Source organism: Microbacterium sp. Root280D1 (assembly GCF_001428975.1).
Lineage (GTDB): Bacteria > Actinomycetota > Actinomycetes > Actinomycetales > Microbacteriaceae > Microbacterium.
Map to the genome: position 1 here is coordinate 194,939 of NZ_LMJK01000001.1, position 22,205 is coordinate 217,143.

Here is a 22,205-nt window from a genome sequence, read left to right on the forward strand (position 1 = left end):
ACTCTCCCTCCGCAGGACGGTCGAACCGTCCACGCGCGGGTCAGCTGGGGACTGACGACTCTGCGCGTATATGAGTAATGGTATACCGGTATACGTTGCATTCCATTGCGTCCGAGAGACTCGACCGAACACGTTGCATCCGGTCCAGAAACGTGCGAAATGAGGGTCTGGGGCGCCTTTCCGACACCGCATTCGTGCATACCCTCCTCGCACCGTGATCTCCGTTACCCAGAGTGACGCGTCCGGCCCCACCCCCGTCTGCATGCAAGAGAATGGAAGGTGATGTCTGAACTCGAAGATCACACCCAGTGGCAGGCCGATCGCCGCGCCTCCGTCACCTCTGCGACCGGCAACCTCGCGCTGATCGAGACCCGCTGGACGGGCGAGGCTCCCGATCTGGATGCCGAGCGGCAGGCCTCATCCGACACGGTGACCGTGACGCCGATCCAGCGCACGAACATCGAGACCGGGGAGGCCGAGCACGGGCTGCGCGTGTGGGATGCCGAGTCCCCCGCCATCCGCGCCTTCGACCGCATCGACACATACGAGTACGACCCGGCATGGGTTCTCGAGGGACACTTCACGCCGGTCTCCGGCGATCGTCGGGTGTCGTTCGAGCACATCCGCGACAACGGCGGCACGCGTGAGCTCGTCGTCCCCGGCGACATCCACTTCGTGCTCGACGGCCGCGCGTACGACCTTGCGGCCTTCGACGACGGCGGCACGCTGCTGCTCGTCTTCGGCGACGAGACGAACGGTTCCGAGACCTACGGATCCGGCCGCTTCCTCTTCGTAGAGCTCCGTGACGACGAGGGCACCGTGGTGCTCGACTTCAACCGCGCCTTCGTGCCGCCGTGCGGATTCAGCGCCCAGTACAACTGCCCGCTGCCGCCGGCATCCAACCGCTTCCCCCTGCCTATCCGAGCAGGCGAGAAGAACGTCGTCTTCCGCGACGGCTTCGACATCTACGCGGCGTGACGCCGCGCACCCTCACCCTGGAGCACTCATGAGAAGAACCCGCATCCTCGGCGCGCTCGGCGCCGTCGCCACGCTCGCCCTCGTGGCCGGCTGCGCGTCGGGCGCCACCGACGACGCCGCGAGCGAAGACGCCACCATCTTCATCGGGTCGCTGTACGAGCCCACCAACCTGAGCAACACGCAGGGCGGCGGCCAGGGTGTGACCGAGGCACTGACCGGCAACGTCTACGAGGGCCTCTATCGCCTGACCGACGACGGAGAGGTCGAGCCGCTTCTCGCCGAAGACGCCCAGGTGTCGGATGACGGCCTGACCTACACGATCACTCTGCGCGACGATGTGACGTTCCACTCGGGTGACCCGCTCACGTCCGCCGACGTGAAGTCGAGCATCGAGGCCGTCACCGCCGAGGACTCCGTGTCGGCGCGCAAGTCGAGCTTCACGACCATCGCCGACATCGCGACGCCCGATGACCAGACCGTCGTCTTCACGCTGTCGCAGCGGTCGATCTCGTTCCTCTACAACCTCAGCTACGTCTGGATCGTCAACGACGAGGCCGGTGACATCACCGGCACGGAAGACGGCACCGGCCCCTACACGCTCGACGAGTGGAAGAAGGGCTCGACCCTGACCCTCGAGCGCTGGGACGACTACTGGGGCGAGCCCGCCAAGAACGGCGAGGTCGTCTACACGTACTTCACCGACGCGACCGCTGAGAACAACGCTCTGGCCACCGGCGAGATCGACGTGATCACCAGCGTGCAGAGCCCGGACTCGCTCGCGCAGTTCGACAGCGACGACTACGTCATCAGCGAGGGCACCTCGACGACCAAGGAGCTGCTCGCCTTCAACGACCGGGTCGCCCCGTTCGACAACGCCGTCGTGCGCAAGGCGATCTACTCGGCCATCGACACCCAGAAGCTGCTCGAGTCGATCTGGGGCGACTACGGCACGCTCATCGGATCGATGGTGCCGCCCACCGACCCCTGGTACGAAGACCTCACCCAGGTGAACCCGTACGACGTCGACCTCTCGAAGGATCTGCTCGCGCAGGCCGGCTACGCGGACGGCTTCACCTTCACGCTCGACACCCCGAGCTACGACCCGCACCCCGCCGTCGCGGAGTTCCTGCAGTCGCAGCTCGCCGAGGTCGGCATCACGGTCGAGATCAACACGATCAGCGCCGACGAGTGGTACACCAAGGTCTTCAAGGAGCAGGACTTCGAGGCCACCCTGCAGGAGCACGTGAACGACCGCGACGTGGTCTGGTACGGCAACCCCGACTTCTACTGGGGCTACGACGACGCCCAGGTGCAGCAGTGGGTCGCCGAGGCCGAGCAGGCCGCCACGACCGACGAGCAGACAGCTCTGCTGAAGCAGGTCAACGAGAAGATCGCCGAGGATGCCGCGAGCGTATGGTTGTACCTGTACCCGCAGATCGTGGTCGCCTCGAGCGACCTCAGCGGTTACCCGGTCAACGGCCTGAACTCGCAGTTCTTCGCCTACGACATCGTCAAGTCCTGACGCGCGAGGGGGATGCCGCGTGTCGGCATCCCCCTCTTTCATCCTGAGAAGCCATGCTCGCCTACCTGCTGCGCCGCCTCGCGTTCCTCGTGGTCTCGCTCGTCGTCGCGATGATCGCGATCTTCGTGCTGCTGCGGCTGCTCCCCGGCGACCCGGCGAACGCCCTGCTCTCGGTGAATGCGACACCCGAGCAGATCGCCGCCGCCCGCGCACAGGTCGGCTCGGATCAGCCCCTCCTGCAGCAGTTCACGACCTGGGCCGGTCAGCTCCTGCGCTTCGACCTCGGTGAGTCGTTCCTGAGCTCGCGTCCGGTCGGCCCCGACATCGCCGATCGCCTCGCCGTGACCCTCCCACTCACACTCATCGCGTTCACCGCCGCCCTTCTCGTCTCCCTGGTGATCGGCATCACCGCCGCCGTGAAGTCCGACCGCTGGTACGGCATCGCGCTCTCGGGATTCGCGCAGCTGGGTGTTGCCGTGCCGGTGTTCTGGGTGGGCGTCGTGCTCGTCTGGATCTTCGCACTCGGCCTCGGCCTGCTGCCGTCCGGCGGATTCCCGCGCGACGGCTGGGAGGATCCGGCCGACGCGCTACGCTCTCTCGCGCTGCCGGTGACGACGATCGTGATCGTGATGAGTGCATCCCTCAGCCGTTACGTGCGCTCCGCCACCCTCGACGTGATCGGCAGCGATTACCTCCGCACCGCGCGCGCCGGCGGGTCGGGCATGTCCGAGGCGCTGCTGCGTCACGGAGTGCGCAACGGCTCGGTGCCGGTCGTCGCGGTCCTCGGCATCGAGCTGTCCACCACGCTGCTCGGCGCGGTCGTCGTCGAGAGCGTCTTCACTCTTCCCGGTCTCGGCAGTCTGCTGCTGTCGGCCATCGAACAGCATGATTTCCAGGTCATCCAGGGTGTCCTCGTCGTCAGCACCCTCTTCGTGCTGCTCGTCGGGTTCGCCGCCGACATCGTGCAGCGCCTGATCGATCCGCGACTGCGCACGAGCGTCTCGGGCAACCGATGAGCCGCGTCGCCGAGCAGCTGATCACCGGATCCGTCCCCGTGCGGAGGCGGCCGAAGGCGACCCTGCTGATCGGGCTCGTGCTCACCGGCATCATCGTGCTCATCGCGCTGGTGTCGCTGTTCTGGCTCCCCTATCCGCTCGCCGACACGAGTGGAAGTCGTCTCGAGGGGCCGAGCGCCATGCACCTGCTCGGCACCGATCGGCTCGGCCGCGACCTGCTCTCGCAGCTCATGTGGGGTGCGAGGATCGCCTTGATCGTGGGCATCTGCTCGGTCGCGATCGCCGCCGTTCTCGGCGTGATCGTCGGACTGATCGCCGCCTTCTCGCGGCCATGGGTCGACGACACGCTCTCCGCCGGACTGGACGTCGTGATCGCCTTCCCGGTGCTGCTGCTCGCGATGCTCGTCGTCGCGGTGCAGGGAGCGTCGCTGTGGTCGGCGGTGCTCGCGATCGGACTGGCGATGTCGGCGGTCGTCGCGCGTCTCACCCGCATCCTCTCGCGCCGCGTGCTGCAGGAGCAGTACATCACCGCCGCACGCACCAGCGGCACGGGTGTGCTCGGCATCGTGTTCCAGCACGTGCTCCCCAACATCGCACCGACCCTCGCGGTCAGTCTGGCGCTGCAGTTCGGTGCCGCAGTGCTCGCGGAGGCCAGCCTGTCGTACCTCGGGCTCGGTGCCCCGCCGCCCAACGCCTCGTGGGGTCGGATGCTGCAGGAGGCGCAGGGCACCGTGCTCACCGCTCCCGTCGGCGCGATCGCCCCCGGCATCGCGATCATCGCCCTCGTGCTCGGGGTCAACTTCCTCGCCGACGGCCTGCGCGATCTCGCCGACCCGACCCGCAGGAGGAGCCGATGAGCATTCTCGAGGTCGCAGGGCTCACCGTTCGCTCCGGATCCGGGGCTCTCGTGCGCGATGTCTCGTTCTCGCTGCAGCCCGGCGAGCGCCTGGGGCTGATCGGCGAGTCCGGGTCGGGCAAGTCGCTCACCTCGCTCGCGGTCACCGGCCTGCTGCCGGATTCTCTCGTCTCGTCCGGGTCGGTGCTGCTCGACGGGCACCAGGTCGTCGGTGCGCGGGATGCCGACCTGAGGCCGTTGCGCGGACCGGTCGCCCAGATCGTGTTCCAGGAGCCGCTCACGGCGCTCGACCCTCTGATGAGGGTCGGTCGCCAGATCGCCGAGCCGCTGCGTCGTCATCTCGGCCTGCGCGGCGCGGAACTGCGGGCGGCCGTCACGGCGGCGCTCGATGAGGTGTCGCTGTCGGAGCCGCGATTCGCGCGCGCCTACCCGCACGAGCTGTCCGGCGGTCAGCGCCAGCGTGTGGCGATCGCCATCGCCTTGGCCGCCCGGCCACAGCTGCTCATCGCAGACGAACCCACCACCGCGCTCGACGTGACCGTGCAGGATGCCGTGCTCACGCTGCTCGAGCGGCTCGTCGCCGAACGCGGCATGGCATTGCTGTTCATCAGCCACGACCTCGCCGTCGTGTCGCGCATGGTCGACCGCATCGTCGTGCTGCGCGACGGTCTGGTGGTCGAGGAGGGGGCGGTCGCCGAGGTGCTGCGGCGCCCCGCGGAGCCGTACACGCGGATGCTGGTCGACAGCGCTCGCGCGCTCGATGCGTTCCTCGATGCGAAGGAGGCTGACGCATGAGCCTCCTCGAACTGCGCAGTGCCGGCTTCGCCTACGGATCGCGCCGGGTGCTCGACGACATCGCGCTGAGCCTCGACGAGGGAGACTCGCTCGGCCTCGTGGGCGAGTCGGGTGCGGGCAAGTCCACGATCCTGCGGCTGATGCTCGGGCTCTCGGCACCACGCGATGGACAGGTGCTCTTCGACGGTGCTCCCCTGTCGCTGCGCGACCGTGCGCAGATGCGCCGCTTCCGCGCGAGCGTGCAGCCGGTGTTCCAGGATCCGTACTCGTCGCTCGACCCCCGTCAGCGCATCGACCGCATCATCGGCGAGCCCCTGCGTTCACTCGGCCTCGCCTCCGGCGCCGACGCGCAGCGCCGCATCGCCGAGGCCCTCGAGTCGGTCGGGCTTCCCGCCGACACCGCCCGCCGATACCCGCATGAGTTCTCGGGCGGCCAGCGTCAGCGCATCGCGATCGCCCGAGCCGTGGTCTCGCGCCCGCGCGTGCTGCTCGCCGATGAGCCGGTGAGCGCCCTCGACGTGACGACGCGCGTGCAGGTGCTCGAGCTGCTCGACCGCCTGCGTCGAGAGAACGGCCTGTCGCTCGTGATGGTGTCGCACGATCTCACCGCGATCGCGTCAGCCTGCGACCGCACCGTGGTGCTGCAGAACGGCCGCGTCGTCGAACAGGGCGCCACCGCATCCGTGCTGCATGCACCGCAGGACCCGTACACCCGGGCGCTGGTCGACGCGGTTCCGCGACTCCCCCGCTGAGTCGCGGCCAGCCGACATCGTCTAGCAGGGTGGCCGCAGACGACTCCGTGGTGTCAGGCTGACGCGCGCCAGGCCTCTCGGAGTGCGACCACAGAATGGGTCATGTCCGAGTCAGGGAGATGCACAGGTCCATCGGAGATGTCCACGTTCTGAAGCGGGTCATGCGCCAGATGCTGCGGGAACACATGGCAGTGGAGATGCGGGGCCCGATGTCCCATCACCAGGTAGTTGATCTTCCGCGGGTCGAATGCCCTGTCGATGGATCGGCCCGCTCGTTGGACGTCGCACCAGAACGCGCTGAGCTGGCCGGCATCCAGCTGACCGAGGTCAGTGAGATGCTCACGGAGGATCACGACGGTGTAGCCGGGATGCGCCTGGTTTCGTACCAATCGGACGTGAGTCATCTCGGTCGAGGCCACCAGGATGCTGTGCTCGTTCTCCGGCAGATGTGCGTCGGCACACATACCGCAGACCTCCGGGTCCACGAGTTCGGCCCACTCCTCATCCGTCCACCACATCGGCCCATGGTAACCAGGCGCGAGGGCGGCCACGGTAGAACTCACGGCATCCCGGCCATGCTTTGGCTGGTTGCTCCGGCAGCCTGTCGCGGTTTCGCCCGGATGGATCCGCGAAACCGACTCCACTCACCGGGGCTGAAATCCGTATCGCTTCATCGTCTCCTCAGTCGTGCGCAACTCACCGGCCGCTGACTGCCTTCGTGCGTCTTCAATATCCTGACCGATGCCTGGCTGCGACAACCAAAAGTCGACGAGAGGCGATACGCAGTCCTTCAACTCACTCCTGTATACGCGCTGCATCTCGCCTTTCTAGTCCGATGCGCTGCCAACAGAGGCATACTTCTGGCCACATTTCCCTCAGCTCCCCGAAGGCGCGAGGCCGAAGTACTGCAGCTCCGCGTCGTTCAGCATCCGCGAGCGGATCAGGAACCGCATCCCTGTGGGACCCTCGACCGAGAAGCCGGCACCGCGACCAGGCACGACGTCGATCGTGAGGTGGGTGTACTTCCAGTACTCGAATGCAAGACTCTCGATCACAGATCCGCGGGATTTCCTTCTCCGCTAGCGGCGAAATACTCGCGTTTCGCCCTCAAAACCGGACTTCAGGTTGAAATCGCTTTGAAATAACCATCCCGCCGTGACGTGGCAGGGATTCGTTGAGCACTCCCTCGATGCGTTTCGCTGACGACTCGCGTACTCAGCTAGTTCACATCGTCACCGACTGCGGGTTTCGAAGGTCGCGCTGCGTCATCCGGGAACTATGGCGTCTAAGGGCGCCGAAACGTGTAGGCCACCTGCTAGCTGACTCATGCTTCGGGCTTCGCTAACAGCCACCCACCCTGCGACAGTGACACCGGTAAGAGGGAACCTGTACCGACGCTGATGATGGGGTAGTGCTGTCCTACCTCCAGACAGCGCCAAACTCGACCAGTTGGGAAGCGAGCTTGTCACCATATGCCCGCCACCGAGCGATATCTCGAACGTCGGCGCGACTAGGAAAAGGGAGTGACGCCACCCAGAGAGGCATATCGGAGTCGGGCTGCCGCGTGAAGACCGCTTGCTCGGGGACTTGCCCGTCGCGGGCTGGTCGCAGAACGGCAGCGAGGTCCGCCCTGCGCCCATGGAGTTGCGTCAGATGGCTATAGGCGAAGAGTTGGTATGCATCATCTGCGTCGATGGACGGCCTCTTCGACAGTTTGTACTTCGCGTCGACGACCACGGTGGCAGATCTGTTTCTTAGGAGGAAGTCCGGTGCCATCAGCCCCTCCTTAGCCTGAGCCTCGGGCTGCTGACTCAGCCAAGGTGGCGAAGCAATCACGCCCGCAGCAAGCGCACCCTCTCGGTTCACGTGCAGGTCACTGAAAGCAGTGGCAAGGGCGATCTCGAGGCACTGCTCCCAGACCTTCTCAGTTGAAACCAGCAGAGAGATCACCCTGCTTCGGGAGGAACCTGTTATGGGCGCAACATCCTCGTCGGAGAGAACCGGGACGGCGGCTGCGAGTGTCCCTCGCCAGGGTCTATCCAACGGGGTCAAGTGCAGTCGTTTCGCGATACTCGCAGCCGCGGAGCGCTCAAGCGGTGTGACGCTCTGGAGGTAGTGCAAAAGTTGCGCCGCCCGCGGTGCTAGGCCGGGCCTGAGCGACTGGACTTTCGGATGAAGTCTGGTGCTGGCCACTACCAGAAGAGCTGCACGTGTAACGCGGAGGAGAGGGGTGTCCATCGAAAGCTCGTCAAACGTAGCGCGGATCTGCGGAATCCCTGATGCCGCCGAGATGAGTAGGCTCTCGGCGGATAGTCGACCTCTGGGGACTGAAAGCAACTCAGTACGTTCGGAATAGCGGGGTCTTGCCCTAAAGAGGATGCGCTCCGCCTCTCGCACAAGGCGCTCAAAAGTGATCAGCCGCAGTACCGCAGGAGCGAAGTCGCCTTCGAAGATCCCATCATGAGTCCGCAGTACGCTTCTCTCGACGAGCAAGGCTAGGTCCAGCAAGCTTTCCCACGGATCATCGCCGATGTCGACGTCGACGTCCCGATACTTCGGCGCCCCGGCAAGCTCAAGCAGGCCAGCATGGCTGCTCGCGGCATCGTTCAACCCGAGAGCAAGAGCACCGAGCGCCTGTTCGGGTGCTGAGACCGCTGCGAGCTCACCTTCGTGAAGTACTAGGTGGGTAGTTTGCGTCGGGGTGTGACGAACTTCGCGCACCGCCTTGCCGCGGCTCGCCCATGGCTTCGGCAGGACGGTAAAGGAGACCTGCCCACCCAGTCCGTCAGGGAGCACTACAAAGCCTGAGCGCCGGCCTTGGGGACTCGCCCTAAGCCAGAGTTGAGGTCGCTCTTCAGTCATCGTCCGAGGGACTGGCGCCCTGAGTATCGAGGTCCTCATGTGTGGGCGCTGTCGCCGTCAGCTCGGTCACAGCAAGCCCGCGAGTCAACCCGAAGCCCTCTTCGCGCACGGCCAATGAGAGATCTTCGAGGAAATCGTCAAACAGAGCCCACCTATCCGCCACATCCTCATTGCCGGTCTCAGCCAGCCAACGAACGCGCGCGTCCTCGTCGAGCAATTCGGTCGCTCCGACTTGGGTGAGTGTGTCGATCAGTTGCGGAAGTATGGCGTATCGCCAGATTGTGAGCTCAGCGTCCGCATCGGTATCAGTACGCGCTTCGGTAGATTTCTTCAGCTCGTCAAGATCGATCTCGCCGTAAGACCTTCTCAGTGCTGACGTGTTGGACTCTTCGTGCCACGCGCTGACGGCCACGAGCGCTGCTTTCGCGTCGAGATCCAGAAGAACCAGTTCGAGGGTGTGGTCCGCACGACGTAGGAAGGTATGAATCTTGAAATCAAACAGATGATCCTTCGTCACAGCGGTCATCTTCTCGCCAGCTGAAGTGGCTCCGCTGAGGTACAGCTTGAAGTTTGGCCCATCTTTGTTCCATCGCACCACGTTCGAGAGGTAGGTCTTACCCGCGTACGTGATATCGACGTTGTCTCGCTCACCTTTGGGCGATTGCCGCGCCGTCACCTTCCCTTGCGACGACATCGGATAGAACGACGAGAGAATGCCGTGCTCGCGTTGCGGAGGCGCCTCATCAGGGAGGCCAAGCTGATTGAAACTACCACCGTCGAGCTTGCGGGACTCGACCCAGAACGCTCCCTTTATTTGCCCAGATGAGGCGGCGGCGCGCAGTTCGGCCAGGGGGTCTGGGACATCTGCCAACAACCCGACCGTTGGCGACATTCCGAAGAGGTAGCTATGTCCCAGCATCGCGTCGGGACCAAGGCACTCTCGAAGCGCGGCGTTGAGGTTCGTCAGTTGGTCGATTGACCGTGCCGCACGTGCCGCGGAATCTTCTCCCTCGACAGCGCGGAGCCGGTCTCGCAACGCAGTGCCTCCCAAGGGTTGCACGCGGATGAAGCCGAATCGACGGCGGAGCGCAGAGTCGAGAGGCGCGATTGACCTGTCCGTGGAGTTCATGGTTCCGAGCAGGTAGACGTTGCTCGGTAGCGAAAACTGATCGCCGGAGTAGGGGAGCGTGACGATCATGCCGCCCGACCAGTCGCCTGTCGCTGGATCCCAAGATGCCCGCTTGCTAGCTTCCATCGTGAGCAGCAGGTCACCGAAGACCTTCGGCACGTTCGCTCTGTTCAGCTCGTCGAGAAGGATGAGGAAGTCCTTGTCCGGCGCGGCCTTCGCCTCAGTGGCAATACGCCTCATGAACCCGTCTTTGCGAACGAAGCTCTGGGCGGTCTCGTCGTACCGGAGCCCATCGATGAACTCTTCGTATGTTGTGCTGGGGTGCATCGTGATCGCGTACGCGCCCCGGCCGTCGCCTTTCAGCGTTCGACCGGTCTGCTCAGTCCAACGCCGCGCGATCTCGGCGACTACGTGACTTTTGCCGGTGCCGGGTGGCCCCTCGAGAACGACGTTCTTGAACCGGCTCACCACGCGGATCGTTTCTAGTGCGAGTTCCACAGCTTCTCCCCTTGGTCTGCTGCAACTCACTCTAGGGGGATGGAGAAACAGTTCAGGCCAAGCGTTCGGCCAGCGCAGATCGCGCGACGGCGCTGAGTTGCTCCGCAACGCTCGCAGCATCTGCCGCCCGAGTCGACAAGGCGAACGCGACGACTTCGTTCACCCGGTCCAGGGCTCGCTCTGAGTTAGCTTCACGCAGATCTCTGCCGAGGTTCTCCAGTTCAGCCTGGGCCTCCCGAGTGAGTTCGGGCAACGGAAGTCGTCGCAGGTCTGTCGCCTCCACCTTGAGTGCACCGCCGCCAAGCACGGTACAGGAGTGCTCCAGTACGGCCGCCACCCAGTCGGAGTGCAATAGCGCGAGAAGGGCGTCAGGGGGCAGGGCTGTCGATGACCGCCGCCACATGGTAGCGAAGTTGGCGTCGACCACGGCGCCACCCGTGTTCGAGTAAACAGTAGGTCTACCGCCACATACGCGCGCCATGAAGACCTCAGGTCGATGTCGCGGCGCGAGCTCGGGGAGCTGATACCAGAACCCACTGGGGCGACCATCGCGCCCGGGACGGTTGTTTGGAGCTACAGCCGAGAGCTCAGGGAAGAGCTTTGAGGACCGTGACTCCAGCAGCGGAGTCCGCGCGACTTGCTCGATCCAGTTGGACACTGACTCAGGCAGCGACTGAACGGCAACACCATGTCCTAGCCGCTTCACGTCAGAGGCAGTAGCCCAGCCTCGAAAGTAGGCGAGCCGCGAAGGGAGCATCTGCGCGTCACACACGTCTTGGCGCCCACGAACATCGCTTTGACGTCGCACGACCGGCAGCAAGCAGGACGCAGGTATTGGGACATCCTCCCGCCTCCATCGCGCCGCGGGGACAACCCGCGCCCCCTCCACCTCGACGTAGAAGAACTCGTTTGCACCTGTGCGCAGCCCTTGCCCCACCTCCCAGCCAAGCGCAGCCAATGACCCCGTAGCCCGAGCACGGACGCTCTCGCCAAGGACCGCCGCAATATGCGCGGGTACGAAGGCCTGACCGGAACTCGCGCGCTCGAGCAAAGCACCTGCTTCGAGGCGAGCTGTCAGACCCTTCGTGATCTCGATAGGAGTCGAGCTAGTTACTCGACGCAGTGCTTCGGCAACCGAGGCTTCATCTTGGAGCGCCCCCGACAGCACACCACTTTCGTCGAGATCGCGGGTCGCACGTCCCACCACAGTGCGCCTTCGCGGAGACTCGCCAGCGATCCGCCGACGCGCCACCACGAGGTGGGTTCGAACCAACGCGTCATCGAACCAAGAAGCGTCTCCATCTTCGATGATGAATTCAACGTCGAACACTTCGTCAAGTAGGTCTCGCACTGCCTGCGCATAGTTGCGACTCCACCATGTCTGCGGCACGACTACCGCCAGGACGCCGCCTTCGCGAACTAGAGCCGCGCTCAGGATCCAGGCCGGCACAGCGACGTCTGCCGTGGACGGATACTTCTTCGCTGCCCGTATCATCGCTGACCGACCGCCCTCGTCGAGCGTGGGGCGCCGCGCGATAGCTCTCAGCAATCCTTCACGGACGGCCGCGGCGTCGGGCGTTTTCACGTCGTGGCTCTTGTCACGCTCTTGATAGCGAATGTAGGGCGGGTTCGTGATCACGAGATCGAACTGGCCTTCAGGTAGTGCTCCCAAGAAGGCATCGGCGCAGTAGACGCTGACTCCCGCCTTTCCTCCGAGCGACGCCGATGCCTGAGCGACTGCGAGAGGATCGAGGTCAACGCCTACCAGCTCGGCCGGGTCGGCGCCAACGGACAAGCAGGAGCGGAGCAGGTCTCCAGAGCCCACCATCGGATCGATGATCCGAGTGGCGCTTCGAGCGTCCGCGAGGGCAGCCAGCAACCGGCCGACCCGTTCACCTGTGAAGTACTGCCCTAAAGACTTCTTGCGGCTGCGATGAGTAAGTGAGGGTGCACTCACGGAGCTACCTGCCGCGCGTAGACCGCACTTGCGTCCAGCGTGATGGGCACTCCATCGACTAGAGCTCGCCCCACGAGCATGGAGAACTCTCGGCGCTGGTCAGCGGGGTTATGTCCCGTCCCCTCGAGTCTCGTCCGCATCAGGTCGAGCATGGTTTCGGTGGAGGATGGCACCTCGGAGATTTCTTCCCGACGCTTCCGCAGCCGAAGAAGTGGATCTCCGCTGACTGCCGTGTGTCCGTTGACCTGCTTGAAGCTGGGCTGCGTCTTGTCAAGGATGCTCGCTGCCGAGACTTCGAGCCCTGCATCATTCAAGCTACTTGAGAGGGCGCGCCATACCGCTGCCTGCGACGAGTGGAACACAAGCGTCGCTTCCGAGTCGTCCCTCATCACACGCGTCACTTCGCTGAAGACCGAAGTCAGGAGACGCTGATAGTCGTCCACGTCCTTCCCCTGGGCCGGAGAGACGATGGCCTCGTCTGCTACCTCGGTGGTCTTCCCGAGCCACAGTTCGTTGATCTGGTTGATCTCCGAATACGGGATGTACCCTCCGAAAGGCGGGTCCGTGAAGACGTAGTCGATGCTCCGGTCTTCGAGATGTAGCGCCGTGCTACTCCCGGTCACGACGTTCGCGCGACCGTTGAGTCCGTGCAGGAGTTCGAAGGCATTCACGAACGTGCGAACTTTTCGCTCGATACCTGTGAAGACGTTCTTCTCGACTGGGAGGCTACTGACATAGAGCACCCCCGACTGCGCGCCAGTCACGACGAAGTCCTTGGCATTCTTCTTCATGACAACTCGGGTCATGAGCGTCGCGTGGGAAGCGTTGTACGACAGCACCAGCAGCTTGAGGGCGTCGCGGAACTCTACCGGCTCTTCATCGATCCGGTCCCACAGGGTGCACAACGCTCGGAAGTTGCGGGCAGTGTAAAGGTGGTGGAGATGGGTGATTCCCTGGTGATAGCCGGCCCGGTGCAAATCACCCCAGCGGATCTCGCTCAAGGGCGATCCCGCAGGTAGCGGGCGTGCCGCCGCGGCTTTCTCGCTCTCGTCGTCCGCTTTCTCCGCTGGACGGCTCCAGTTCTTCCGTCCGCTGCGACCGTACACTTTCCAGGGCACCCGCCGGCGCCGTGTAGTCACTTCCCCGGTCCAGGGGTCAGTTATCGATTCGACCTGTCGCACCCAGTCAGCTGACTTGCCAGCGTGACCGCATACGCAGACGTGGTCCTCCACCAGACGGAGGGGTTCATACCGAACCCGGGTGTCGGCATAGGTCGATTCGACCCCGCACGCCGGACACGCAACAACGTCGCTCCAGATAACCTGACGGACCTCGCCGCGTTCCCCGTCGGGCCCTGCAGCGGCGTACAGCCCTTGCTCCGCCTCGCGGGCAGACTCCAGCAAGTGATGAGCGGCTCGTGCGAAACCTGCGGGGTTGGGCGCCGACGTCATCACCCTCGCCAGCAGAGTACCGATCTCAGAAAGCTCGTAGATGGTGGCATCGCGCGGGCCCCAAACGGGATGCAGTCCCCGCTGCTCAGCCAGCGCGAGCATCCGCGGTGTCGGCCTCTCGCACAGTAGAGCCGCTATGGCCGTAGAACCCGAGCCGCCGAAGGTGTCGAGAACATGGGCACCCGGCTTCGTGTGGCATGCGATGAAGAGGGCAATGCTTTCGGCAGAGATCTTGGTCGGATACGAGAAGGCGTTGTACAGCGCGCCGGTCCGGTCCGCTGGAATCGGCTCTGTATAGAGGGCAGAGAGGTCGGAGCCGCTCACAGTTCCACTCGCTCCTTGTCGGGTCGCTTGCGACCGGTCGGGCGCACTCGGATCTCCGCCCCGTCGTCCGTTAGGGCGAACTGCAGCTCGCTGCCCGCTTCGAGGTCGAGGGCTCTCAGCAGCTCGACCGGAATACAGACCTGGCGAACTCGGGTGAGTGAGCGAGGTCCGTACCAGATCGGATCGGCGAATGTCACGAGCAAAGAATAGCATCATTAATAGCTTTAGCGCTTTCGCTAGTTGTATTGGGTTTCATAGATCTAATAGTGCAATCTGAAGACACGCCAACGTAGCTCGAAGCTCTGACATCGGGTGCTCACCCGTCATGCGCGGTGCCGCAGTCAGTCGCTGCCAGCGGTTACGTCTGGTTACGTGGCGCGCGGCGGAGTAATCGGTAGTAACAGATCCACGGCGACTGCATCGACGGTCGCGCCGGGATACTGACGAAACACTTCCCGCTGCCAACGAGAGGGGTGTGTTGGACGCCCCCCGAAGCCCCACACGCGAAGAGAGCGCTGCTGGAGCTCGTCGCCCAGCCATTCGAGCTGTCTGCGATACCCGACGCGATGAGACCCGGTCGGCAAGTTGACGCCGTAACCAAGCAACACCTCGGAGACATCCTGCCGCTCCAAAGCTTCGAGGATTTGAGCCCTGCTTTCCTGCCACGCCACGGATGCCGCCGGTACCGTGTTCAGCTCGTTCGTACCTCGGAGGGCTCCCGGGAAGACGTTGACGATTGTGAACGTCTTCTGGCCGAGAACCTGCTGCGCCAACCGAACCCGGTTGATGGTTCGTGTCCCGGAGCCCAGCGGCTCACTGTGCAGGATCGCGACAAGGCGGCCTGTCATGATGCTCCTGCTCGTTGTCGCACCTCGAGAACCGCCCGCTGGTGCGTGCTTCGCGGCCGAGGTCAAATATTGAGCCCAGTCCACGGCTTCGACTCGAAGAATCCTATAGGTCCTCGAGCGCAATGCAGCCTCGCAGCTGCAAGTCAGCAACCGGGGCCGGCGCTTCTACTCGAAGGCCGCGCCAGCGTGGTCTCTATTGGTATCGTCCTCGCTCGACGCCGTCAGTCAGCATCTGCCGGCGCGCGGCTGCTCGATATGTTGCCGACATGGACGACCTTGAAGCTCTAGTCGACGAGCTGGTCAGCGGAGCCGAAGGCCGCGGTCCGCAAGTGCTCGACGCCGCCTTCCCGGGTGATCCCAGATTCGTGCGTTCGCGCTCCACCTCCATCGCTGAGGCGCTCGATCCGGCGTAATAATCTCTGCTCCGTTCATTGGGCTCCCGGCACCCTATGCTCGTGCACTGGAGGGATCATGACCAAGGGAGAGCGCAAAGCGCCGGGTGTCCGAAAGTTCATCGTCGAGGCGGACACGGTGGACAAGGAGGGCAACGTCCTGGCGGACGAGAGCTACAGCACGGGAGGAGCTCGCGAGGCGAACGGCAGAAAGATCAGCGAGTACCGCAATCCGATCCCTATGACCCCGAGGACTCTGCCAACCACGAGTTCTACGCTCGCCTGAACAGTGAGTACGAGGCGGAGCAGCGCCGCGAAGACTATGAAGCGCAAGCGGCGCACGATAAGCGCGTGCGCGAGAACGTGGAGTTCGTTCTCCAGGTATGGAACACGACAATCGAGCCGAGGCTTAAGGCGTACTGGGAGCTCCGCGGCCGAGATGACGCGAAGCGATTCGGGCGGTGGCTTAGCAAGCCCTTCCGGCGCGGTTCCAACGAGCTGGTCGTAGAGGAGGGAGAGGACCCGGCGGAAGCCTTGGTCAGCGAACGAAACGCGGAGTTCGAGGCGGCCGCCCACGAGATGCCCGACAGCATCGCGCGTCTCGACGTGTATCGCGAACGTCGCGACGGGGTACCCAGCGCCGACATCCCCGCAGACCCTCAGAACGCCACGACCGCGTAGTATCTCTGCGCCGCTCTACGCCGGAGCGCGTGGCCCTGCTCATCGCGCTCAATTCGGTGGAACGACACCTGAATCCCTAAGCGTGCACGGATCTTTCGCACAGGCGACGCTTGGCATGAGGTCGAGAATACTTCGAGTCACCGCTTGCCGGAAACGGCGCGACGGATCGTTCGTTCCGAGCACCTGAACACGGCCGCAAGCTCGGCATAGCTTCGTCCTTGACCAGACATCCGCACTACTTCCCGCCGTTGGACATCGGTCAGACGGGCAGGACGCCCTCCGACCCGGCCACGTTCGCGGGCGGCATTGAGACCATCGATGGTTCGCGGGACCAATAGGTCTCTCTCCAGCGTCGCGGCAGCAGCGAGTACCGATAGCAGCAGGTTGGAAACGGGACTGCCATCGAAGACGAGGCCAGGTTCAAGGCATCGCAATATCACTCCACGCCCAACGAGCTCATCCACGAGCGAGACGACCGCCGCGGTGCGTCTTCCTAGCCGGCTCAACTCGGGGATCACCAACGTGTCACCGTCCCGGAGCCGCAAGCGCAGTTCGTCGAGGGCGGGTCGCTCCGCCGAAGCTCCACTCACACCTCGCTCGACGATGATGTCTTCATCGAGGCATCCAGCGGCTTTGAGGCTATCCAACTGCCTCTCGATCTGCTGACCGTTCGTGCTCACGCGAGCGAGCCCGAACGTGCGGGAGCTAGTTGATGTCATGGCGACTACATGCGCGGCCCCTGCCCAAAAGGTGCGTCGGTGCGGATCCGGCCAACCGCACGTTTATGGCAGCGAGCGACTGCCGCGGCGCGCATCGCAAGAGGACGAATAAACACGTGACCACCGCCGTGCCACAAGCCATGGTTTGTGTCCAGCGTCAGCAGCGAGGCGTGGGTTGCTGACCGGCGGTCGCCAGGCGGTCGTTTTCCCTGGGCCGTGTTCATCGCTGCTGGGCTCTGAACCCTACTATGAGTTCGACGAGGGGAGTGGTTATGGCTCGTAACCCGCGCGTGTATGAGATCGCCATCCGACATGGTGCCGACCAGGCCGTAGCCTTGCAACTCTTGAAGGGGCTCGGTGAATACGTGAAAGGACCTTCCTCCACACTCTTGCCACCGGTGGCAAGAAAGCTCGTCGCCGCCCTGACCGCCGATGGTTACTTTGCTCCCGCATTACCAAAGCTCGATTCAGCACCCCCGACGCTACGGGATCTACCTCGTTCGGCGTCGTCCGTGCTCCAGGCCTTGAGCGACGGAGAGCACGAATTCAATCGACGAATCAGACTCGCGACCGAGGACCGCGCGGTCTACTATCTCTCCGGTCCTGCCGCAGACAGCATCGCCAAGAATGCAGTTGCCGGGGAACAGGCTGCTTTGTCTCCGACTCAACTACATACTCGGACAGGAGTGCTCATTGTTCAACCGTCGTCGACTGAGGTCGCCGTTTACGCATGGGTCGCCGATGATAGTGCCCTGCGTTTTCAGACGCTGCGGCTGACGGAGTCGAGTGAGAACTCAGCGCTGACTCCGTCCCGATTGCGTTCAGTCGACATCCCCTTGGTCGAGGACCTCTACAGATCCGACATGAATCAGTTCGCGGAGTTTTGTGCGGTCTGGGAGCTCATACCCGGTCACGAACCTCGGCTCGCCTCAGAACCCAGTACGGAGGCCCCGCGCGAACGTGCGGTCAGTACTCCAGCAGACAAGGACGCACCTCGTATCTCCGCCCTGACTCGACCGCAGGGTACTGAGACGCACCGGCGGGGAGGCTCTCGAGAGGGTCACGCCGCGAACTATCGTTGGACAGTCAGCGGCCACTATCGCGAGCAGCCCTACCCCTCACTAGGGATCACGAAGCGAATCTGGATCGCAACACATACCTCCGGGGCCAAAGAAGGCGAGTTGATAGAGCGCCTGAGAATCTTCGTCATAGCGCCGCGCTAGCCAGTCCCCAGGCTAGCTGCTCTTGTCGGACCGCTTCGATCTGCGACCGCACGTGCTGCCACTCATGGGCATTCGTGAAGTCGAACTCTTCGTAGTCGGGCTCGAGACCGAAGTACAGGGTTGTCTCGCCCCGCACGTCGCTCCCCTTCCGCGCAGGAAGGAAGCGCCCGGCGTCGCGGTACCCTGCGTTTGTGAGCGAGACTTCTGACCGACCTCCTGCACTTCGCGATGCTACGGTCGCGATTGCTTACCAGCGCTGGCTTGTCGAGAATGAGCTGGCAGACTCCGATGCAGCTGCGTGGCGCTTTGCCGCGGAGATGGGCCAGGTCTCGGCGCCGGTCGATGAGGACAAGCGCGGCCGTTCATGGTCCGTGATGGCAATGATCGCGACCGCCTCGGCAGTGGTCGTAGTTGCGCTGCTCGACGGTTTCTGTCGCAGTCCTCACCGCTCACCATTGGACGAAAGTGACCGAGGCTGAGCAAACAGAGATCGTCCAGGTGCCGAGCGGTACCTGGCATGTGTCACTGGGCAGTAAAGATGTTTGCGTTGTAAATCAGCTCTACGCGGACTGTATCGGGGCGTGGGTGAACGAATGGAACGGGGCCTGCGCGGACAGAGTCCTCGATGCCACTTCGAGCACGCTATGCGACTCGTACTACGACGTCACGCAGGACATGAAAACGAAGGAGGCTGCAGAGCCGGGGCTCGTTGTCGGCGACGGCCAGACTCCGAGCCAGCTACTTCGGAAGGAAAACACGAGAGGACAGATCGTCGTTGTAACACCCGAGAAGACCCGCGAGGCCGTTTGCTACCTAGGGTTCCTAGGCGAGTGCCCGGAGCCGAACGATACCGGCTCGTAAGCGCCGAGTACTAGGTCTTAGCGCTCCGCGAGCCAACAGGTGTGCCGCCCGTTCACATCTGCCGCGGCGGAGACTGGCCGCGTTCGCGAACTGTCAGCACCGTTCGCCATCCACCTCAAGCGAAATCCAGCGCTCTGCCGGAATCACCGATGGGGCCATCCACCACGTTCGAGCGGCAGCCATCCCGCCTCCCGTGCTGATAAGGGTTCGACGCCAAGCTGGTTCGGTCTGGTGGTAAAGCTCAGAACCCAGCCATGGTTCAGCATCCGGTACATCTACCTCGAACCTCACTCGTGTCTTGTCCGCAGCTGTGCCCGGCTCATTGACTCCCGCGTTGAGCCCGTGCTTGGTGCCAGCGATGGGCGTGGTGGTGAGCCAGACAACCGGAGGGGCAGCGTGCGTTCGCAATCTACTCGCGTTTGATTCGGTCAGTTTGAGGAAGCCAGCATCGACGATGGTGGGCAGGTGCCCGAGTGCGGTGAAGTGGAAGAGGGCTGGCGTGTTCATGCGGGACCAATCAGTGTGAAGGACGAGCGTGGCGGGTTTCCGCCTCACTCCTTCTATGCACGGTCTGACCCCTAAACGTGTGACACGGGTCCTATCTCGTCGAGGCGTCATCTCCGAGGCCCCTCGATCTGCGCAGATATGCTGACCGCATGACGGAACCTTCCAAGTACGAGGCCGACGCGTGGGTCAAGCTGCAAGCCCACACGGGGAAGCCCCTGTCAGCAACGCTGCGAGACGCCAACGACAAGGTGGTCCAAGGCGCACGCGCTCTCGGCTCGAGCGCAAGTGCGTACCTCGCTGAGCATCCAAAACTAGAAGATGCGGTTGCGCGTGGTCAGGGAGTTGCCGCGAAGGGTGCGAAGGCCGTCAGCGCAACCGCCGGCAAGGTGGCCGCTAAGGTTCCTGCCGCAGCCAGTGAATGGGCCGGAGCGGCGCTCCATTCAGCGAAGAAGTCCGCCGCGCGCGCATCACGCGTGGGTCTCTCGGCAAAGCGCGTGGTCGCACTTCACCAGAAGCAGGGTCACGCCGTAGAGGATCTCACTGACGTTCGACGGCTTGACCTTCGGCAGGTCGATAAGGTCGGTCGACGCGGTACTCAGGTTTACTACCCCGGGTTGGCGGCGTTGAGCGGCGCTGGAACCGGGCTCGCCATTTCCGGTGGGCAGATAGTGACAGTGGCCTCAGGTGGCGCAGCGGCGGCACCATCTACAGGAGTGGTGTTGGGCGCCGTAGCAGCCGACGCGACAGCGATCCTCACGCTGGCCACGCGTGCGGTCGGCCACGTTGCGCTGCTGTACGGCTTCGCCCCGGAGGATCCGAACGAGAAGATCTTCGCCCTCTCTGTGGTCAATGCTGGCACTGCAGTATCGGCCACCGCCAAGACCGCCGCGTTCGCAGACGTCTCGCGCCTCACTCAAGCTCTCGTTCGAGGGAAGACGTGGGAGGTCTTGAACACGAGTGTGGTCTCGAAAGTGAGCGGACAGTTTGCCAAGGCTTTCGGCGTGCGACTGACGAAGAAGAGCCTCGGTAAGTTCGTGCCTCTCGTCGGCATCCTGTTGGGAGGGACGTTCAACTGGGCGACTCTCGAGGGCATCTTCGATGCAGCGGACGTCGCGTACCGGCGGCGGTTCCTCCTTGAGAAGTACCCACACTTGGCGGAGGATGCGCCCGTAGAACTGCGGGTCGTTGAAAACGACGAGGACGAGGACACCGACGAGCGAATCAGTGTGCTGGATGATCTCGCCCAGGCCGGGGGGCCCGACCTCCGAGAGAACCCCGGTGTGTAGAGCGACCAGACTGCGGTCGCTCACACACCTTCAGCTCGAGAAGATTCCGACCGACTAGCTCGTAGTCAGTGCTGAGCTTCCTCACGTCTTGCGCAATGCTCCTCGTGGAGGTTCGCCCAGACGCCTCCACGAGGAGAGATCCCTCAGCGGCCGGAAGCGAATGCGCGATAGATGCGCGCGGCCTCCGATACGGCCTCCGGGACGCGAGTCGCCGAAAGGTCGACCTCGGACGCTCGGATGAGCACCGCGCAGAACGCCAGCTTCAGACCGACAGGCCGCAGGTGATACTCGACGTTCTTGTAGGCGTGCTCCCAGAGGTCGTCCGCGCTGTCCGCCCTCGGACGGTTGCCGAGGTAGGTCGCGGCGTTGTCGATTCCGAACTGTCCGGCGAGCTGGGTGAGCTCGTCGTCGGTCCACTCGGTCCGGGGATGCCGCAGAAAGTCGGCCAGCCTCTCTCCCCGCGGACCAACGATATGGCCGTCGTAACCGATGGCGGCGGCGAGCAGCATGACTGACCATGCTTCGAGCGCGAAGCCTTCCTCAACCCTGCCTTCCTGCTGCAGCGTGTTTGCTTCCTCGACGGTCTTCATCAGTCCGCGGAGGAAGTCGGGGCCCTCTGCGATGAAGCGCATCGGGCTCTGGATTCGGAAGGGAACGCTCATTCTCATAGTGAGCTCTCCCATCTCGGGCGCGAGGGTGGTCATACAAATCCGTTCCGTTTGGGGGTGAGGCACTCCTGTCTGGGGAGGCCAGCAGCGTCGGCTGCACGACGCCTATGCGCGGCGCGTCCGGTCTCGAACACGACTACCAGGGCTGGGGGAACTCGTACCAGCGCACGCACCCCCCGCCTTCATCGATATCCACGAGCAGATGGCCCCCGCTTTCTGGTCTCATACTGCGCGTCCCGGCGATCTCGACAGCCCACCGTTGAGCGCCATCAACCTCGCCAAGGAGTTGGACCTTGCCCAGGGACCACGTGGTCCATGTCGAAGGAGCAGCGAGACATTGGACGCTGCTATCCCCTTCCAGCCATCGTGTTGTCAGGTCACGCGCTTCTGAGCCTGACGAGGCGCATCCGACAAGCGTGAGTGCGAGAGCGCCGAGTGCAGTAAGGGAGGTGATGAATCTTGTCTTCATGTTCGGGTCATGCGCGGTCGGATCGGCGCATCGGCGCCAACCCGAGTTTGCTCTTGCGGCCCGGCCAGGGACGGTCTCGCCAAGTGGTGTGTTCGGTCGCCCCATCGACCGAACACACCTGGGCGCCTGTTCCTCTATGCGCGGCTCTGGCCCCGGGTTCTCACAGTCGACCTTGACCGTTGGTGCCCCCCCCCCCCCCCCCCCCCCCCGCGAGCACGCGGTCGGACGGCAGGACCGTCACGAACCAGGGGGCAGGAGCTGCCCGATTGGCCCGTCGGCCGATTCGGTTGAGTCGCCATCCGCGTCTAGTGCGCTGAACTTCGGCGAACGTCGCCATCGTGGTACCCCGACTAATCGACGGGTCAGCAAAGGCCCTGACTTCGATGCAGACGCCGAGGCTCTCGGTCGAAG

21 protein-coding genes and 1 pseudogene are annotated in these 22,205 nt (G+C 63.9%); 11 read left to right on the forward strand and 11 right to left on the reverse strand.

Going from position 1 to position 22,205, the window contains the following annotated elements; translation table 11 throughout:
- The first annotated feature begins 282 nt into the window (after positions 1-282).
- Genes ASE34_RS01040 through ASE34_RS01065 form a run of 6 tightly spaced genes read left to right on the forward strand, consistent with a single transcriptional unit; the run spans position 283 to position 5,919 of the window.
- Positions 283-978 carry a DUF1684 domain-containing protein gene (locus tag ASE34_RS01040; protein ID WP_056275568.1) on the forward strand — a complete coding sequence of 232 codons (696 nt, stop codon included), beginning with the start codon at positions 283-285 and terminating at the stop codon, positions 976-978.
- A gap of 28 nt (positions 979-1,006) precedes the next feature.
- Positions 1,007-2,500, forward strand: a complete 1,494-nt coding sequence (locus tag ASE34_RS01045) for an ABC transporter substrate-binding protein (RefSeq protein WP_056275571.1) — start codon at positions 1,007-1,009, stop codon at positions 2,498-2,500.
- Between the two features lie 53 nt (positions 2,501-2,553).
- Positions 2,554-3,516 (forward strand): ABC transporter permease, encoded by a 963-nt coding sequence (locus tag ASE34_RS01050; RefSeq protein WP_053098213.1) that lies wholly within the window; start codon positions 2,554-2,556, stop codon positions 3,514-3,516.
- A complete protein-coding gene (locus ASE34_RS01055) occupies positions 3,513-4,373 on the forward strand; it encodes an ABC transporter permease (protein ID WP_056275574.1) in 861 nt (286 codons plus the stop codon). Before ASE34_RS01050 ends, ASE34_RS01055 begins: the two co-directional genes overlap by 4 nt.
- The gene (locus ASE34_RS01060) at positions 4,370-5,167 is read left to right on the forward strand and encodes an ABC transporter ATP-binding protein (RefSeq protein WP_056275578.1); all 798 of its coding nucleotides are present in this window, start codon (positions 4,370-4,372) and stop codon (positions 5,165-5,167) included. The genes ASE34_RS01055 and ASE34_RS01060 overlap by 4 nt, the downstream gene beginning before the upstream one ends.
- Positions 5,164-5,919 carry an ABC transporter ATP-binding protein gene (locus ASE34_RS01065; RefSeq protein WP_056275581.1) on the forward strand — a complete coding sequence of 252 codons (756 nt, stop codon included), beginning with the start codon at positions 5,164-5,166 and terminating at the stop codon, positions 5,917-5,919. Before ASE34_RS01060 ends, ASE34_RS01065 begins: the two co-directional genes overlap by 4 nt.
- Before the next feature lie 53 nt (positions 5,920-5,972).
- Here ASE34_RS01065 and ASE34_RS01070 read toward each other — a convergent pair whose 3' ends face one another.
- The 8 genes and pseudogenes from ASE34_RS01070 to ASE34_RS01110 form a co-directional block, all read right to left on the reverse strand.
- Positions 5,973-6,437 carry an HIT family protein gene (locus ASE34_RS01070; protein ID WP_056275585.1) on the reverse strand — a complete coding sequence of 155 codons (465 nt, stop codon included), beginning with the start codon at positions 6,435-6,437 and terminating at the stop codon, positions 5,973-5,975.
- A 357-nt stretch (positions 6,438-6,794) separates the two neighbouring features.
- Positions 6,795-6,956, reverse strand: a pseudogene (locus tag ASE34_RS01075) (DUF779 domain-containing protein); the annotation flags it as partial.
- 382 nt (positions 6,957-7,338) lie between these two features.
- Positions 7,339-8,529: a 5-methylcytosine restriction system specificity protein McrC gene (locus ASE34_RS01080; RefSeq protein ID WP_056275590.1), complete on the reverse strand. Its 1,191-nt coding sequence runs from the start codon at positions 8,527-8,529 to the stop codon at positions 7,339-7,341.
- A gap of 244 nt (positions 8,530-8,773) precedes the next feature.
- Complete coding sequence (locus tag ASE34_RS01085) at positions 8,774-10,408, reverse strand: McrB family protein (RefSeq protein ID WP_056275593.1); 1,635 nt, start codon at positions 10,406-10,408, stop codon at positions 8,774-8,776.
- Between the two features lie 52 nt (positions 10,409-10,460).
- A complete protein-coding gene (locus ASE34_RS17455; protein ID WP_157538034.1) occupies positions 10,461-12,365 on the reverse strand; it encodes an N-6 DNA methylase in 1,905 nt (634 codons plus the stop codon).
- Positions 12,362-14,140 (reverse strand): DNA methyltransferase, encoded by a 1,779-nt coding sequence (locus ASE34_RS01100; protein ID WP_056275603.1) that lies wholly within the window; start codon positions 14,138-14,140, stop codon positions 12,362-12,364. The genes ASE34_RS17455 and ASE34_RS01100 overlap by 4 nt, the downstream gene beginning before the upstream one ends.
- On the reverse strand, positions 14,137-14,337 hold the full coding sequence (locus ASE34_RS17880; protein WP_162253839.1) for an AbrB/MazE/SpoVT family DNA-binding domain-containing protein: 201 nt from the start codon (positions 14,335-14,337) through the stop codon (positions 14,137-14,139). The genes ASE34_RS01100 and ASE34_RS17880 overlap by 4 nt, the downstream gene beginning before the upstream one ends.
- A gap of 171 nt (positions 14,338-14,508) precedes the next feature.
- Entirely contained in the window at positions 14,509-14,988 is a 480-nt protein-coding gene (locus ASE34_RS01110) for a DUF1643 domain-containing protein (protein ID WP_056275609.1), read from the reverse strand.
- Between the two features lie 266 nt (positions 14,989-15,254).
- Between ASE34_RS01110 and ASE34_RS17705 the strand changes: the two genes are divergently transcribed.
- The 3 genes from ASE34_RS17705 to ASE34_RS01120 all read left to right on the forward strand — a co-directional run bounded on the left by ASE34_RS17705 (position 15,255) and on the right by ASE34_RS01120 (position 16,061).
- Entirely contained in the window at positions 15,255-15,401 is a 147-nt protein-coding gene (locus ASE34_RS17705; RefSeq protein ID WP_157538036.1) for a hypothetical protein, read from the forward strand.
- 58 nt (positions 15,402-15,459) lie between these two features.
- Entirely contained in the window at positions 15,460-15,666 is a 207-nt protein-coding gene (locus tag ASE34_RS01115; RefSeq protein WP_056275611.1) for a hypothetical protein, read from the forward strand.
- A gap of 65 nt (positions 15,667-15,731) precedes the next feature.
- On the forward strand, positions 15,732-16,061 hold the full coding sequence (locus ASE34_RS01120; protein WP_056275614.1) for a hypothetical protein: 330 nt from the start codon (positions 15,732-15,734) through the stop codon (positions 16,059-16,061).
- A 137-nt stretch (positions 16,062-16,198) separates the two neighbouring features.
- Here ASE34_RS01120 and ASE34_RS18320 read toward each other — a convergent pair whose 3' ends face one another.
- The gene (locus ASE34_RS18320) at positions 16,199-16,780 is read right to left on the reverse strand and encodes a recombinase family protein (RefSeq protein ID WP_082586453.1); all 582 of its coding nucleotides are present in this window, start codon (positions 16,778-16,780) and stop codon (positions 16,199-16,201) included.
- Positions 16,781-18,194: 1,414 nt separating this feature from the next.
- Here ASE34_RS18320 and ASE34_RS17710 point away from each other — a divergent pair.
- Positions 18,195-18,482, forward strand: a complete 288-nt coding sequence (locus tag ASE34_RS17710; protein WP_157538038.1) for a hypothetical protein — start codon at positions 18,195-18,197, stop codon at positions 18,480-18,482.
- 475 nt (positions 18,483-18,957) lie between these two features.
- Here the strand turns inward: ASE34_RS17710 and ASE34_RS17715 are convergent, their stop codons facing one another.
- Positions 18,958-19,371 carry a hypothetical protein gene (locus tag ASE34_RS17715; protein WP_157538040.1) on the reverse strand — a complete coding sequence of 138 codons (414 nt, stop codon included), beginning with the start codon at positions 19,369-19,371 and terminating at the stop codon, positions 18,958-18,960.
- A 149-nt stretch (positions 19,372-19,520) separates the two neighbouring features.
- Here ASE34_RS17715 and ASE34_RS01130 point away from each other — a divergent pair, with 149 nt between their 5' ends.
- Positions 19,521-20,657, forward strand: a complete 1,137-nt coding sequence (locus ASE34_RS01130; RefSeq protein WP_082586454.1) for an EcsC family protein — start codon at positions 19,521-19,523, stop codon at positions 20,655-20,657.
- 143 nt (positions 20,658-20,800) lie between these two features.
- Here ASE34_RS01130 and ASE34_RS01135 read toward each other — a convergent pair whose 3' ends face one another.
- Positions 20,801-21,247, reverse strand: a complete 447-nt coding sequence (locus ASE34_RS01135) for a hypothetical protein (protein WP_157538042.1) — start codon at positions 21,245-21,247, stop codon at positions 20,801-20,803.
- Positions 21,248-22,205: the final 958 nt, after the last annotated feature.

Coding starts and splice junctions, on each gene's coding strand:
- ASE34_RS01040 (WP_056275568.1), top strand. CDS start 283: ATGTCTGAACTCGAAGATCACACCCAGTGGCAGGCCGATCGCCGCGCC.
- ASE34_RS01045 (WP_056275571.1), top strand. CDS start 1,007: ATGAGAAGAACCCGCATCCTCGGCGCGCTCGGCGCCGTCGCCACGCTC.
- ASE34_RS01050 (WP_053098213.1), top strand. CDS start 2,554: ATGCTCGCCTACCTGCTGCGCCGCCTCGCGTTCCTCGTGGTCTCGCTC.
- ASE34_RS01055 (WP_056275574.1), top strand. CDS start 3,513: ATGAGCCGCGTCGCCGAGCAGCTGATCACCGGATCCGTCCCCGTGCGG.
- ASE34_RS01060 (WP_056275578.1), top strand. CDS start 4,370: ATGAGCATTCTCGAGGTCGCAGGGCTCACCGTTCGCTCCGGATCCGGG.
- ASE34_RS01065 (WP_056275581.1), top strand. CDS start 5,164: ATGAGCCTCCTCGAACTGCGCAGTGCCGGCTTCGCCTACGGATCGCGC.
- ASE34_RS01070 (WP_056275585.1), bottom strand. CDS start 6,437: ATGTGGTGGACGGATGAGGAGTGGGCCGAACTCGTGGACCCGGAGGTC.
- ASE34_RS01110 (WP_056275609.1), bottom strand. CDS start 14,988: ATGACAGGCCGCCTTGTCGCGATCCTGCACAGTGAGCCGCTGGGCTCC.
- ASE34_RS17705 (WP_157538036.1), top strand. CDS start 15,255: ATGGACGACCTTGAAGCTCTAGTCGACGAGCTGGTCAGCGGAGCCGAA.
- ASE34_RS01115 (WP_056275611.1), top strand. CDS start 15,460: ATGACCAAGGGAGAGCGCAAAGCGCCGGGTGTCCGAAAGTTCATCGTC.
- ASE34_RS18320 (WP_082586453.1), bottom strand. CDS start 16,780: ATGACATCAACTAGCTCCCGCACGTTCGGGCTCGCTCGCGTGAGCACG.
- ASE34_RS17715 (WP_157538040.1), bottom strand. CDS start 19,371: ATGAACACGCCAGCCCTCTTCCACTTCACCGCACTCGGGCACCTGCCC.
- ASE34_RS01130 (WP_082586454.1), top strand. CDS start 19,521: ATGACGGAACCTTCCAAGTACGAGGCCGACGCGTGGGTCAAGCTGCAA.
- ASE34_RS01135 (WP_157538042.1), bottom strand. CDS start 21,247: ATGAAGACCGTCGAGGAAGCAAACACGCTGCAGCAGGAAGGCAGGGTT.